Origin of the sequence: Azospirillum sp. TSH64, assembly GCF_003116035.1 — a bacterium.
In the GTDB taxonomy this organism is placed as follows: domain Bacteria; phylum Pseudomonadota; class Alphaproteobacteria; order Azospirillales; family Azospirillaceae; genus Azospirillum.
Genome location: NZ_LGQW01000015.1, coordinates 4,422,338 through 4,436,093, shown reverse-complemented (window position 1 = coordinate 4,436,093; position 13,756 = coordinate 4,422,338). Strand labels below are relative to the sequence as shown.

The window sequence follows — 13,756 nt, the reverse complement described above, 5'->3', positions numbered from 1 at the left end:
GCGGGGCAGGGTGGTGGCGGTAGAACCGGGGCAACGCCGTTCCTTCTCCTGCCCATGGAGCCCGATATGACCAAGTCCATTCTGTCTCATACGCTGCTTGCCACCCTGCCGATGCTGGCCGCCGCCTGGGCCGGTTCCGTATCCGCCCAGACGGTGGAAGGGTCGGGCTCATCGAAGGTGATGATGTTCGACCGGCCGCCCAGCGTGGAGGAACTGCGCGAGGTGGTGGCGCCGGAACCCAAAATCCGCACCCGCAGCATCGAGATCATCGGCGGTGCGGCCGGTGCTGCCGCCAAGCGGCCCCGGCCCATCGACGAAATCAACTATGGCACGGCGCCGATCCCGCCCGCAGCGCAGCCGGCGCCCCAGTCCGAAATGCAGCCCGTGGCCCAACCGGCACCCCAACCCGCTGCGCAGGCCGCACCCAGCCGCCCCGCCCACAAGCAGCGCCGGCAGGAGGTGCGCACCGAGGCCCCGGCCGCCCAGACGGCCACCGCCGAGCCGCCCGCCGCTCCTGTCGCCCAGCAGCAGGACGCCGCACCGCAGGCCTTCGGCTTCCGCATCAATTTCGCGCTCAATTCCGCCGACATCCCGGCCGAGTCCGCCTCCTACATCGACGCCGTCGGGGCGCTGATGAAGGAGGATCCGACCCTGGGACTGACGGTGGAGGGCCACACCGACGCCAGCGGCAGCCTTTCCCACAACATGCTGCTGTCGCAGCGCCGCGCGGTGTCGGTCGGCGAGTATCTGGTCCGCGTCCATCGGATCGACCCCAAGAGGATCACGGTGGACGGCAAGGGCCCGACGGCGCCGATCGCCGCCAACCCCTATGACGGCCGCAACCGGCGCGTCGAATTCAAGCCGACCCATTGAGTGCGGCCCGAACGGAGGAGGATGCCATGAAACACGCTCTGCTCCTCGCGGCCTGCCTCGGTCTTGCCGCCCTATGGCTCGCCGGTGCCGCTGATGCCACGGTTGTCCGCAAGAAGGGGGCCGACACGTCGGGTGCCACCAGCGGCGGTGTTGCGGGCGGCGTGGACGTTGCCCCCGCCGGCAAGCGGGTCCGGGTCCAATGCTGGCAGGACGGGCATAAGATCATCGACGAAGAGGATCTTGCCGTCGTCTCGCTCAGCATCGCCAGCCAGATGAACGGGCTGCGCTTCCGCCGCAACGGCGGGACGGACGGAGCGGTGTCGGTGGTGACGCAGTCCCGCACCGCCTGCCTGCTGGCTCCCGATGACGGAGCCGCCAGCGGCAAGGGCCGGAACCGCGACTGATCCCTTCAAATCCAGGAGGTGACGATCATGCCGAAGAGACGCTTTTCTTCTTTGCTGGGCGCCGCCACCGTCCTCGCCCTGGGCTTCGGGCAGGAGGCCGCGGCGGAGGCTGTGGTCGTGGCGTCCAGTGCGCCCGGCTATGTCCAGGGCCAGCTCGTTACCGACGGGCAGGCGGTCAGGCTTCCCGACGGGGCGAATGCGACGCTGTTGTTCGCCAACGGCCGCCTGCTGCGCCTGCGCGGTCCCTATGACGGGGTTCCCGGCCAAGCGGCGGACGGTGCCGTGTCGGCCCGTGCCGGTCCCGGCGACGACCGGTTCATGCAGAGCGACCTCGGCGCCGCGCGTGCGCTGGGAAATCCGCTGGATGCGGCGCTGGAGAAGGCGCTGGCCATCGACCCGTCGGCATTCGGCACGCAATGCGTCAAGGCCGGCAGTTCCCCCGTGCTGCGTCGCCCGGCGGAACCGGGACTGGACCGGCTGACGTTGCAGGCCGGTGGGGAACGCGCGGCGGTCGAATGGATGAACGGCAGCCCGGCCCCCTGGCCGCGGAGCCTGCCGCTCGCGGACGGGATGGACATCGGCATGCTGCGGGCGGATGGGACACCGGTCGGCACCCTGCATGTCCGCATGGTGGAGGCCGCGGGCGGGGCGGCGCTGGCGGTCGGCCTGGCATCGGCCGGCTGCGCCGGGCAGATCGGGGCGGCGATGGCGTCCCTGCGCGACGCGATGGTGCCGCTCGACGTCTTTCTCTCCGCAGATCCGGCCGGCAATGCCGCCTACCGGCCGGGCGAGGACATCCGCCTGCGGGTGCAGACCGACCGTGATGCCCATCTTTATTGCTATCTGCGCAACGCGCGCGGCCAGCTGATCCCGATCTTTCCGTCCGGTGCCACAATGAGCGCCCGGGTGATGGGCAATGTTCCGATCAGCCTGTCCGGCGACCGCATGCCGCTGCGCGCCGGGGACGCACCTGCCGATCTGGAGGTGCGCTGCATCGCCACCAGCCGCAATCTCGACGGCGAGTTTCCCGGCCGCGATGCCGCCTTCCGCCCCTTGGCCGAGGATGCCGCCGGCCAGCTCGACCGCGCGGTGTCCCGCCTGCGCGAGACGGAGGTGGCCTCCGCCCAACTGATCCTGAAGGTTCGGTGAGGAGCGGATGGACGGCCCGCCGGCGAATCCCAGGGAAGGGCCGGAGGCTCCCGCCGTTGCGAAACCGGCGGTGCGCGACCGGCCGCCGGACCGTCGCGGCTGGTCGCGCCGGTGGCTGCCGGTGGCCGTCATGCTGGCGGGTGCGGCGTTGGCGCTTGCCGCCACGCGGCTGGTGCCGCCGCTGCGCACCGCGGATGAAAGCCTGGCCGACCGGCTGATCGCCGCTGCCGCTCCGGCGCAGCCACAACATCCCGCCATCGCGCTGGTGCTGTTCGGCGAGGACAGCTTCGCCGGTCTTGCCTGCCGGTCGCCGGTGGATCGCGGCATGCTGGCCGACATCGTCGGCGTGCTGGCGGCGGCCGGGGTCCGCGCCATCGGCATCGACGTGCTGTTCGACCAACCCAGCCTTCCGGTCCTGGACGAGCAGTTGCGCCGCGCCATGCTGGGCGCACCGGTCCCGGTGGTGGCGATCACCGCCCTGGAGCAGACGCCGCTGACCGAGCGGCAGCGCCGTTTCCTCGACGGCTTCACCGACGGGATGCCGCGCGGTCATGCCAATCTGGCGAAGGATCGGCTGGATGCCGCGGTGCGCTGGCATGTCCCCTTCGGCGGCGACGGCACGCCGAGCCTGCCGGTTCAGCTTGCCCGTTTGGGCGGTGTGTCGGTTGTGCCGGGCGAACCGTTCCGCATCGACTGGCATGGCCGGCCGGACGGCTCGACCAGCCCGTTCCCGGTCTATCCCGCGGAAACTGTCGCCGTTCTGCCGAAAAGCTGGCTGGCCGGGCGGACGGTGCTGGTGGGCACGGCACTGGCCGGCATCGATCAGCATCGGACGCCGCTGTCGTCGGCCGGTGCATCGACGCCGGGGGTGGAGATCGAGGCGCATGTGCTGGCCCAGCTTCTCGACGGGCGGCAGAACCCGCGCCTGCCATTCGCGGGAGAAGCGGCGCTGGCGCTGCTGATGGCGGCGGCCGGGGTGGCGGTGGCGCTGGCCGGATTGCCCTTGTGGCTGGTGGCGGCGGCCGGGCTGCTTGTGCCGGCGGCCGCCTGGACCGGTGCCAATGTGCTGTTCGCGGCGGGTGGTCCGCTGGTGCCGCTGGTGGCGCCGTCGTTGGCCTGGGGAGCCGGTCTCGCCGCCATGACCGTGCAGATGTCGCTGCGCGAACGGGCGGACCGGCGCGTGATGATGCAGCTGTTCGCCAACCATGTCTCCCAACCGGTGGCGGAGGAGATCTGGCGCGAACGCGCGACCTTCATGACCGGCAACCGCCCGCGCCCGCAGCAATTGACTGCCACCGTGCTGTTCTCCGATATCGAGGGATTCACCACCATTTGCGAGGCCCTGGAGCCGGAACCGCTGATCCGCTGGCTGGAGGGCTATCTGGATGCCATGGTGCACATCGTCACCGCCAATGACGGGGTGGTTCTGCGCTTCGTCGGCGATGCGATTCTGGCGGTGTTCGGCGCGCCGGTCGCCCGCAGCACGCAGGACGAGATCGACGCCGACGCCGGCCGCGCCGTCCGTTGCGCCTTGCAGATGGGCCGGGAACTGGTGGCGTTGAACCGGCGGTGGCAGGCGGAAGGGCTGCCGCCGGTCGGCATCCGGGTCGGCCTGCACACCGGCCCGCTGGTCGCCGGCAGCCTTGGCGGGTTGCGGCACAGCGAATACTCGCTTCTCGGCGACACCGCGAACACCGCCGCCCGGCTGGAGGCCTATGGCAAGTTGGTCGATGCCCGCACGTCGCGCCATTGCCGGGTCATCGTCGGCGATCCGACATGGCAGGCGGTGCGGCAGGGGGGGCCGCAGGCGGCGGACGTCCGTTGCACGGCGCTGCCGGTGGGGGAGGTGGCGCTGAAGGGGAAGGTGAAAGCGGTGCGGATCTGGCTGTTGATCGACGATGAAGATGCCGATAGCCGTCGGCGATAATCATCAGCATTAATCCTCGATACAGGAAGTAATCACTTCGGCCTGCCACCCCCTCTTTTGCCGGGTTCAGGCTCATGGGGCGGCTTGGAATGCAATTGAGCCATGGTATGCTTCCTTCCATCCATGGCGGGCTGCCGGCAATTTCCGAAATCGATTCGAACAGCCATCCGCTATGCGCCGCAAGCTTCGCCGGTGAGCCTATAGGTCGTATGCGACCGACGACGGAGTGCGGCGCCTCTTTGCACGGGTACGGAGGCGGGGATGGTAAAACCGGTCGGACCCTGCCGGGCGATGGTCGCGGTGCTGCTCCTTTTGCTGGCGGTTATGGCCCTCGGCGGGGGCGCGCTTGCGGCCGGTCCGGCCACCACCGGGCAGACGCCGGCCGGTGCCGCGGCGGAAAGCCGGCTGGCGCTGGTGATCGGGGTCAGCAATTACCGCAATGCGCCGGAACTGGTGAACCCGCGCAACGATGCGAAAGCCATCGGCGAGGCGTTGCGGGCACTGAACTTCACGGTGGACGAGCAGTACGATCTGGACGCCCGCGGCTTCGCCACCGCCCTGCGCCAGTTCGGGCTGAAGGCGTCGCAGGCCGACGTGGCGGTGATCTTCTATGCCGGGCACGGCATCCAGGTGAACGGCGTCAACTATCTGCTGCCGGCCGATGCCCAGTTGGAACGCGAACGCGATCTGGTCTATGAGGCGATCCCGCTGAATCTGCCGATGGGTGAACTGGCGGGCGCGCGCAAGCTCGGCATCCTCATCCTCGACGCCTGCCGCAACAATCCCTTCGTCGACCGGCTGACCCGCAGCGGCTCGAACCGCAACCAAGCCCATCCCGGCTTCGGCAGCGTCGACGACACGCCGAGCGACACGCTGGTGGCGATGGCGACCCGCGCCGACCAGCTGGCGGAGGACGGAACCGGCGACCACAGCCCCTTCAGCGCGGCGCTGCTCCAGCATCTCCAGACACCGGGGCTGGAGCTGAGCCTGTTCTTCCGCAATGTGCGCGATACGGTGAAGCAGGCCACCAACGGCCGGCAGGAGCCGTTCGTCTACGGGTCGCTCGGCGCCACCCCCTTCTACTTCAATCCCCGCCCGCCCAACCGGCCGCCTGTGCTGGGGGAGTTGCGGGCGCTGACCGTGCTGGATCGTGCCGGCGCGGAGCCGCTGGGGGCCGGCAAGCCGACCGATCCTGACGACGATCAGATGTACGCCCGCATCACCGGCCTGCCGCGCGGCGGCACCGTCCGCGTCGGGGAGCGCAGCGTGCTGATCGGCGACTATCTGACGGTGGATCAGCTGGCGGCCACCAGCTTCAAGCCCGATGGCAGCTTCCGCGGCGATGCGGGCGCCTTCGAGTTCCTGGTGGCCGACGGGCGCGGCGGCATGACCACCGGCGCCATCCCCGTGACGATCAAGCCGAGCAACCAGCCCCCGGCGGTGGTGGCGGAGCGCAAACTGCGCGTCGCCGGCAATCCGATGGGAATCGACGCGCCGTCCGACCCGGACGGCGACCCGCTGACCGTCACCGTCACCGCCGTGCCGGAGCGCGGCAGCGTCCACGATGGGTCGGCCGTCGTGAAGTCGGGCGACCGGCTGACCGTCCAGGCGCTGACCGGCCTGACCTTCGACCCGGAGGCCGCCGCCCCCGGTCCGGCCGGAACCCTGCGCTACAGCGTCGATGACGGGCGCGGCGGCACCGCCACGGCGAGCGTCAGCGTGGAAATCGCGGCACCCGGCACCGCCCCGGTGGCCGAGCTGGAAGACAGCCTGTGGAAGCGCATCCAGTCCAGCAAGGAGCCCGGCGACCTTCAGGCTTTCCTGCAACTGTTCGGCAGCGGCAATTACGCCCCGGTGGCCCGCCGCCAGCTTGAGGCGTTGAAGCTCGCCGGGAAACCGGCGGAGCCGCCGCCGAAGGCGGAAGCCAAGCCTGAAACGGCGATGGGACCGGGCCTGGAGCCAGCGGAGCCCGGACGCTACATGGTCACGGCGGAAGGCATCCTGCGGGCGACGCCGGCCAATGGCGGCGCACGGGTCGGCCGGGTGGCGCGCGGAGCCGTGGTGCAGGTTCTCGGCCGCGTGCCGGACGGCGGGTGGTACCGCATCGCGCTTGAGGATGGCACCCAGGGCTTCGTCGCCGCCGCACTGTTGAAGCGTGAAGCGCCGCCGGCGCCGGTCCAGGCCGCGGCTCCACCGCCGTCCGAGCCGCAGGTGGCGGCGACCGTGCCGCCGGCTGCGCCCTCAACCGCGCCATCCGGGCCGACGAACGGCACCGCGCGCAATCATGGCTCGGGCAACAGCTTCCAGGATTGTCCGACCTGTCCGGTGCTGGTGCGGGTGCCCGCCGGCAATTTCATGATGGGGAACGACAAGGGCGACCCGTCGGAACGGCCGGTCCACCGCGTCACCATCGCCAAGCCCTTCGCGCTCGGCATGTATGAGGTGACGGTCGGCGAATGGCGCGCCTGCATCCAGGAGGGCGGCTGCACCGACATGCCGCGCATGACCAACCCGACCGATGGAACCCCTGTCCACAATCTGCATTGGCAGGATGCACAGGCCTATGTGGCTTGGCTCAGCCGCAAGACCGGCCAGCGCTATCGCCTGCCGAGCGAGGCGGAATGGGAATTCGCCGCGCGGGCCGGCACCACCACGCCCTTCTGGTGGGGGGCGGAGGAGGGGAACCACGCCGACTGCGACGATTGCGGCGGTCCGCACGAACATCTGACCCCGGCCGCCGCCGGCAGCTACAAGGCCAATCCGCTCGGTCTGCACGACATGAACGGCGGCGTGGCGGAATGGGTGGCCGACTGCTGGAACAAGAACTACCAGGGTGCCCCGGCCGACGGCAGCGCCTGGACGCAGGGGAACTGCCGCAAGCGGGTTCTGCGCGGCGGGTCCTGGCGCGACAAGCTGGAAGCGATCAATGGAACGATGCGCAACAGCTATGACATCGACGTGCGCTATCTGACCAATGGCTTCCGGGTGGCGCGGGAGGTGAACTGACGGGGGTCAGCGCTGGACCGTGACCGTCTTCTGGGTCGCCCGGTTCCCCGTGCCGACGGCGGTGTTGGTCGTGGTGTTCACATTGTTGAACTGCACACCGCCATGGGCCAGCGCCGCAGGCAGATGTGGCAGCGGCCCGGCTGTGCTCATCAGCATATCGAGGGTCGAAGGTCCGGCCGGCTTGGCGGTCGAAGCGGGGGCCGGAGCGGGAAGCGGGGCCGGTTCGGGCGCCGGCGCCGGGGCGGCGGTCTCCACCGGGCCGGCGCTGCCCGCCGCGGTGCCGTCGCCGAGCTGCTGCTGGCTGATGTTGCCGTCGCCGAAGGCGAAGTTCAGCGCGCTGTTGAAATTGTTCACGATGAAGGGGGCATCGATGATGGTGAAGCTGGGGTCGACCGGCTGCACCGGGGGCTGACGGCTGGCGGCCAGCGGTTGCCCCTTGTTGAAGCCGGCGAGATAGCCGGCATCGCCGCGGATGCGGGTGATCGCCTGCTGGTTCACGGAAGACCGGCGCAGGGACGGGTTGGTGACCATCGCGCCGGGAGGGGCGCCGCGGGGCGTCGGGTTCACCGACACCGGCAGCCGGGGTGTCTGGGCGAAGGCCTGCGCCATCGCCGCGCCGGGGATCGGGCCGGGCGGAAAGGCGATGCCGCCGGTGACCTGGGCCGCGGCCGTCCCGGCGGTCAGCAGCAGGGCGGCGAAGGCAGGCAGGAAAACGGTGCGGGACGACATCATCGCGGGCTCCCTCAGTGGCTGACGGCCGGGTGTGGGGAGCATCTTGATGCCGATCGGACCAGGGCGCTGTGGCGCGGCTCACAAGCGGCGCCGGATTGGCGTTTCAGCCGCAGGAGTCGGCGATGTCGTCCAGGGCGCCGGTGTCGCGGATGACGATATAGCCTGCGTCCATCCCGATCACGCCGGCACGCTGCCACTCGTTCAGCAGCTTGTTGACGCTCTCGCGCGAGACGCCGACGAGGCAGCCCAACTGCTGCTGCGACAGCTTGATGTCCAGCCGCAGCCCCTCCGGCCCCGGCTTGCCAAAGGCATCGCCCAGCCGCTTCAGGGCGCGGGCGAAGCGGGAGGGCGCTTCCAGGAACAGCGTGTCCTCCAGATGCTCGCTGGTCTGGCGCAGCCGCTGGCACAGCACGCTGATGATGCGGAAGGCCAGATCCGGCCTTGCCGTCAGCACCGGCATCAGCTGCGACCGGTCCAGCACCAGAAGGTCGGTTTCCTCCAGGGCCACCGCGTCGGCGGTGCGCGGCTCGCCATCCAGCAGGGCGATCTCGCCGAAGAGGCCGCCCTTGTTGATTATGCTCAGCACCAGTTCCTTGCCGTCCATGGAATGGCAGCAGATCTTCACCCGGCCGCGGATGACCGCCATCATGCTGTCGCCGGGATCGCCCTTCTGGAAGATCATGGCGCCGCGTGCGTGGTGGGACAGCCGCGCGGCGGTCGCCAGACGATGCCTTTCCTCCCGCTCCAGATGCTTGAGCAGGAAATGTCCGGCAAGGACGAGATCCTTGTCGAAATTGATCCGTATCGCGGTCATGGCGGCCTCTTGGCTGAGCTTCGGCTGACGACGCGGGTGTGAAGGCGCGGGTGTGAAGACTTCGGTGTGACGATGCGGGGAATGGTACGCCGGCAACCGACCCGACCCCCGCCGTCAAAGGCGGTACGCCGTCGTCGGCGCTTCTGCCCCGTTCGTGTGCTGGTCGGATGCAAACAGGGCGACCGGCGTCTGCCGGCCGCCCTTCGATTGCGGGATGGTGCGGTGGATCGTCCTTAGCGGACCAACTCCGTCGGTTCCTCCGGTTTCGCGGTTCGGCGGGGATCAGTCGATGTCCGGATCGTCATCGTTCTCCAGGGTCAGGGAGTGCGCCCGATGGTCGAAGGGGAAGCCCCGGCGCTCGAGCAGGCTGTGCAGATCGGGCGTGATTGGGCGGGGAAGCCGTTGGATTTCCGCATCGGGAACGACTTCGGACTGCGGGTCGGACGGGGTGGCCGAACAGCGGGTCCGGCCGTTGTGCGTCACGCAGCTCAGCGTTCCCGACCCCCGCATGCAGACGGTCTTGCCGTTGACCGTCTGGCAGGAGAGGGAGTCGGCCTGCACCGGGGCCGAAACGGCCAGGACCAGCAGAGCGGGTGCGGCGAGAGCGAGGAGTGTCGGGAGCCTCGGCATCGGGGACCTCCTGGATTGGAGGGAAAAGAGCGCTCAGCGGCGAAGGCCGGTCAGCGATTGTGCGGCGGTGTTGCCGATCCCGGCGGTGACGTTGGTGCCGACCCCGACATTGGTGCTGACCAGGGGGCCGCGGCCGCTGAAGTTCAGCCCGACCTGTACACCGCTGCCCTGGATGCCCAGCAGCCTCTGACCGGCGCTGTTGCCGATGCCGGCGGCGACGTTGGTGGCGGTGCCGACATTGGTGCTGACCAGCGGGCCGACGCCGCGGACGGGAGCACCGCCACCGCCCTGAAGGAAAACGCCCTGCTGCTGTGCCGAGTTGCCGATGCCGGCGCCGACATTGGTGGCGTTACCGACATTGGTGCTGACCAGTCCGGGTACCGCCATCATCGACGGCATGCCGGGGCCGGTGAGCGGGCCGACGGGCTTGTTTTGCGCCAGGGCGGGAGTGGCGAGCAGCATGGCGGCAAGGGTGCCCAGAACACAGGTGCGGATCATGGCGGGATTTCCTTCGATTGGGGATGGGGGTGGGTGGCGTCCTTGTGGAAAGCTTAAGTGAAGTGCCGGAACGGCTTCTGTGAGTTGCCCCACAACCGCGGGCGGATTTCCCTCCTGATCGGACAGGAAGCCGGCGGGCAGAAAAATGCTCCGGCCGTTGCCGGCCGGAGCGAGGTCAGGGAGGAGGCCGGGAGGAGGGGGAAGGTCAGCGCTGCCTGACCAGGGCGCTCTGTCCGGCGAAGTTGCCGACGCCGGCCGACAGGTTCTGCATGTTGCTGCGGTTGAAGGGCCCGACCAGCCCGCCCGAACGCTGCAGCACCGTGCCGCTCTGCAGGGCGGTGTTGCCGATGCCGGCCGCCGTGTTGCCGACGTTGGCGATGTTCCCGCCGCTCAGCAGGCCGCCGCTCCGCTGCATCACCGTTGCCATCTGGCCGGCGTTGTTGCCGATGCCCGCCGCGGTGTTGCCGATGGTGGCCGCCGAGCCGCCGTTGAACAGGCCGCCGCTCCGCTGCTTCACGAAGGCTTCCTGGTTGGCCGTGTTGCCGATGCCGGCGGCGAGGTTGGAGACGGTGGCGCTGTTCGGGCCGGCGAAGGGGCCCTTGGACTTCTGCATGACCAGCGCGCTCTGGTTGGCGGTGTTGCCGATGCCGGCCGCGGTGTTGGAGATGTCGGAGATGTTCTGGGCCATCGCCGGAGCGGCGAACAGGGCGAGCGAAGCGAAGCCGGTCAGCAGGGCGGTGCGGATCATGGTCTGTCTCCTGTTTTCGGGGCCGCGGGGTGCGGCGTGTTGCCGATGGACAGACCCTACCCAAGAGCCGGAGTCCCGGATGTGAGCCGCACCACAAACAGCGGTGTTTTGCCGGTCAGCGCTGTTTTATGCCGAAATTCAGGCGCTCGGCCGGTGCCGGCCAGCCGATGACGCGCCTTTGAAACGCAACGGGCGCGCCGCTGTCGCCAGCTGTGCGCGCCCGTTGCGTATGCATTGCGGGACAGCGGATGAGCGCGGTCCCGGAACCCTCAGGACTCACTCTGCCGCGGTCATCGCCCGTGTTGCCGGCTGCGGCAGCTTGCCGGACCGGAAGACCAGGACTGAGAACAGCCCGAGCGAGCCGAGCAGGAGCAGCGCGCTGACCGCGGCGACCGGTTCGAACGCGGCATAACCGAGATGCAGCGCCGCCACCGCGACCGTGAGGAAGGCGGTGCCGACACTCCAGACGACGATCTGGGTCATTGCAAGACGGCTGGTTTCCAAGGCCGGATGCAGGCGGTAGAAGACGCCGAACAGGAACAGCGACACCCAGCCCAGAAGATTGAGGTGCGCATGGGCCGGCATCAGGGTGTGATCCTGCGATGCCGCCATTCCAATGCCCATGCCGAGACCGGCGATTGCGAACAGGCATGCGACCTTGAAACTTGTGGATGAAGTTTTCATTGCCCTGACTCCCATTTCCTGCCCCGTAAAGGTTCGTATGCGAACGATGTCAGAGCACGAATCGTGAGTCCATGGAAAATCCAATTATAACCATTCAGGTATCGTGGGTGGTTGTTTTAAAAGAATTCAGAATATCATCGGTGATACTGTGGTCGATCAAGTTATGGCCCGCCATAACAACTTCTGCCATGGGAGCCGAATGGCAAGTAAGCCGATACCGTGAAGCGAGTGCTGTGCAGCACCATACAGTTGCCGGGTGCCGGTCGTTCGGCGACTGCGGTTGGTCCCAATTGCGTGACCAGCCTATCGGCTGGCATGGTTTCCTCCGAACGCTGTGGGATACGGGGCGCCATGAAGCGGGTATGGGTCGCCACGACTCTCGGACTGATCATCCTGCTGAATGGCGTGCTCGGCGGCCTGCTCTCGGCGGAGCGCAGCGCCGACATCCGGTCGATGGTGGATTTGGCCTCGCTCACCACGGCCCACAGTGCCGAGCATATGGACGAGGTGCTGGAGATCGCGGACCGCACCATGTCCGTGGTGTCGGAATTCATGCGGTTTTCCGAACGGATTGCGGACCTCGAAGAGTTCGACATCCATCGCCTTCTGGTCCATCAGCACCGGATCACACCGATCCTGCGAAGCCTTTTCGTCGTCAAGCCGGACGGGCGCCTGACCCACGACTCCCGCACGTCGCACCCCGTCGGCGGCGATCTGCATGACCGCGACTATGTCCAGTATCATTTGAACGGCGGTGCGGACATCCTGTTCATCGGAAAGCCGGTCGTCAGCCGGACCGACGGGCAATGGATGGTGCCGGTCAGCCGCCGGGTCGAGGACCGGTTCGGCCGCCTCGTCGGGATCGTCTCCGCAGCCCTCGACCCGGAAATCTTCTCCGCGATGCTGAAGGCGTTTCCGCTGCCGGAGGGCATGCAGGCGGCAATCGTTTCGCCGTCCGGCTTCGTGTTCGGATGCCTGCCCAGCATGGACTGCCTCGGCCGCCCGGCCGGCGACTGGCCGCTGTTCCTCCACCATGGGCAGGAACCGGGGACGACCGCCAGCACGACGCGAGGCTCCATCCTGCCGGGAGTGACCGGCCCCGGCGCCTATCAGGTCAGTCCCCGCTACGGCATCATCGCGGCGGCGAACATCGAAACCCGGGAGGCGATCGGCGGCTGGCTCGGACGCTTGCCGGTCTTTTTCCTGCTGGACCTGGTGCTGAGCGGCGGCGGTGCGGTGCTGTCCGCCACGCTCTACCGTCAGGTCACCCGGCGGCGGAGGGCGATGCTCCAGCTGGCGCAAGCCAACGCCCGGCTGGAGCAGCGTGTGGTCGAACGCACGGCCGCCTTGCAGCGCAGCGAAGAGCGGCTGACCGCTTTCGTCTCCACCGCGCGCGATGCGATGCTGGTGGTGGACGGCACCGGCACCATCCAGTTTCTCAACCCTGCGGCAACGACCCTGTTCGGCTATGCCGCCGAGGACTTGATCGGCCGGACCATCGACCTGCTGCTGCCGTGTCAATTGCGCGACCTGCAGGATCCCGGTGACGTCGCGAGCCACGGATGGGGCGGGCAGGCTGGTGTCCGCGAACTGATGGCGCGCCATCGCAGCGGCGTGGAGTTTCCGGTCGAGCTCACGCTCGGCGCGTCGCACAGCGAGGGAGAGGCGATCTATGTCGGCGTGCTTCGCGACATCCGCGAGCGCAAGCTGCAGGAAGAGAGGCTGTGGGAGCTGGCCAACCTCGATCCGCTGACCGGGCTGCTGAACCGGCGCGCCTTCATGGGGCGCGGCGCCGAGCTGCTGGAGGAGGTTTGGCGCCAGGGACGGCCGGTCAGTGTCCTGATGATCGACGCTGACCATTTCAAATCGGTCAACGACGGCTTCGGGCATCAGGCCGGCGACGATGTACTGCGCATGCTGGCTGACATTCTCCAGGAGGCGGTGCGCGGCGGGGATCTGCTCGGGCGGCTGGGCGGCGAGGAATTCGCCATCATCCTGCCGGGCGCCGACGGTCCCGACGCCGACCGCATCGCCGAGCGGCTTCTGGCCGATGTCCGTCAGGCCCGGGTGGCCGTGCCGGACCGTATGCTGGCCATCACCGTCAGCATCGGCATCAGCGTGACGCGGCGGCGCAGCACGCTGGACGACCTGTTGGCGGCGGCGGATCAGGCGCTGTATGCGGCCAAGAGCGCGGGGCGGGACCGGCGGGCCATCGCTGCCTAGGGGGCAAGCTGAAAGTGCAGTCCGAGGCGTCGGACGATGTGCATCCTGGTCATCCGGGCCTGAGCGCA

Annotated in this window: 12 protein-coding genes; 6 read left to right on the top strand and 6 right to left on the bottom strand. The window is 68.8% G+C overall.

Features of this window, described 5'->3' with window-relative positions; all coding sequences use genetic code 11:
* Positions 1-66: 66 nt before the first annotated feature.
* From TSH64_RS21455 to TSH64_RS21435, 5 genes are all read left to right on the top strand, one after another.
* The gene (locus TSH64_RS21455) at positions 67-873 is read left to right on the top strand and encodes an OmpA family protein (protein WP_158285403.1); all 807 of its coding nucleotides are present in this window, start codon (positions 67-69) and stop codon (positions 871-873) included.
* A gap of 26 nt (positions 874-899) precedes the next feature.
* Positions 900-1,277 (top strand): hypothetical protein, encoded by a 378-nt coding sequence (locus tag TSH64_RS21450; RefSeq protein ID WP_109448076.1) that lies wholly within the window; start codon positions 900-902, stop codon positions 1,275-1,277.
* A 27-nt stretch (positions 1,278-1,304) separates the two neighbouring features.
* Complete coding sequence (locus TSH64_RS21445; protein WP_109448074.1) at positions 1,305-2,426, top strand: DUF4384 domain-containing protein; 1,122 nt, start codon at positions 1,305-1,307, stop codon at positions 2,424-2,426.
* A gap of 7 nt (positions 2,427-2,433) precedes the next feature.
* Entirely contained in the window at positions 2,434-4,353 is a 1,920-nt protein-coding gene (locus TSH64_RS21440; protein WP_109448072.1) for an adenylate/guanylate cyclase domain-containing protein, read from the top strand.
* 261 nt (positions 4,354-4,614) lie between these two features.
* The gene (locus TSH64_RS21435; protein ID WP_109448070.1) at positions 4,615-7,359 is read left to right on the top strand and encodes an SUMF1/EgtB/PvdO family nonheme iron enzyme; all 2,745 of its coding nucleotides are present in this window, start codon (positions 4,615-4,617) and stop codon (positions 7,357-7,359) included.
* Between the two features lie 6 nt (positions 7,360-7,365).
* Here TSH64_RS21435 and TSH64_RS35680 read toward each other — a convergent pair whose 3' ends face one another.
* The 6 genes from TSH64_RS35680 to TSH64_RS21400 form a co-directional block, all read right to left on the bottom strand.
* Positions 7,366-8,091, bottom strand: coding sequence for a hypothetical protein (locus TSH64_RS35680; RefSeq protein ID WP_158285402.1), 726 nt, complete (start codon positions 8,089-8,091; stop codon positions 7,366-7,368).
* Between the two features lie 103 nt (positions 8,092-8,194).
* Complete coding sequence (locus TSH64_RS21420) at positions 8,195-8,905, bottom strand: Crp/Fnr family transcriptional regulator (RefSeq protein WP_109448064.1); 711 nt, start codon at positions 8,903-8,905, stop codon at positions 8,195-8,197.
* A gap of 282 nt (positions 8,906-9,187) precedes the next feature.
* A complete protein-coding gene (locus tag TSH64_RS21415) occupies positions 9,188-9,535 on the bottom strand; it encodes a hypothetical protein (protein ID WP_109448062.1) in 348 nt (115 codons plus the stop codon).
* 33 nt (positions 9,536-9,568) lie between these two features.
* Complete coding sequence (locus TSH64_RS21410; protein ID WP_109448060.1) at positions 9,569-10,033, bottom strand: hypothetical protein; 465 nt, start codon at positions 10,031-10,033, stop codon at positions 9,569-9,571.
* Positions 10,034-10,238: 205 nt separating this feature from the next.
* Positions 10,239-10,781 (bottom strand): hypothetical protein, encoded by a 543-nt coding sequence (locus TSH64_RS21405; protein ID WP_109448058.1) that lies wholly within the window; start codon positions 10,779-10,781, stop codon positions 10,239-10,241.
* 276 nt (positions 10,782-11,057) lie between these two features.
* Positions 11,058-11,465 carry a hypothetical protein gene (locus tag TSH64_RS21400; protein WP_109448056.1) on the bottom strand — a complete coding sequence of 136 codons (408 nt, stop codon included), beginning with the start codon at positions 11,463-11,465 and terminating at the stop codon, positions 11,058-11,060.
* A 351-nt stretch (positions 11,466-11,816) separates the two neighbouring features.
* Here TSH64_RS21400 and TSH64_RS21395 point away from each other — a divergent pair, with 351 nt between their 5' ends.
* Entirely contained in the window at positions 11,817-13,688 is a 1,872-nt protein-coding gene (locus tag TSH64_RS21395; RefSeq protein ID WP_109448054.1) for a diguanylate cyclase, read from the top strand.
* Positions 13,689-13,756 lie beyond the last annotated feature (68 nt).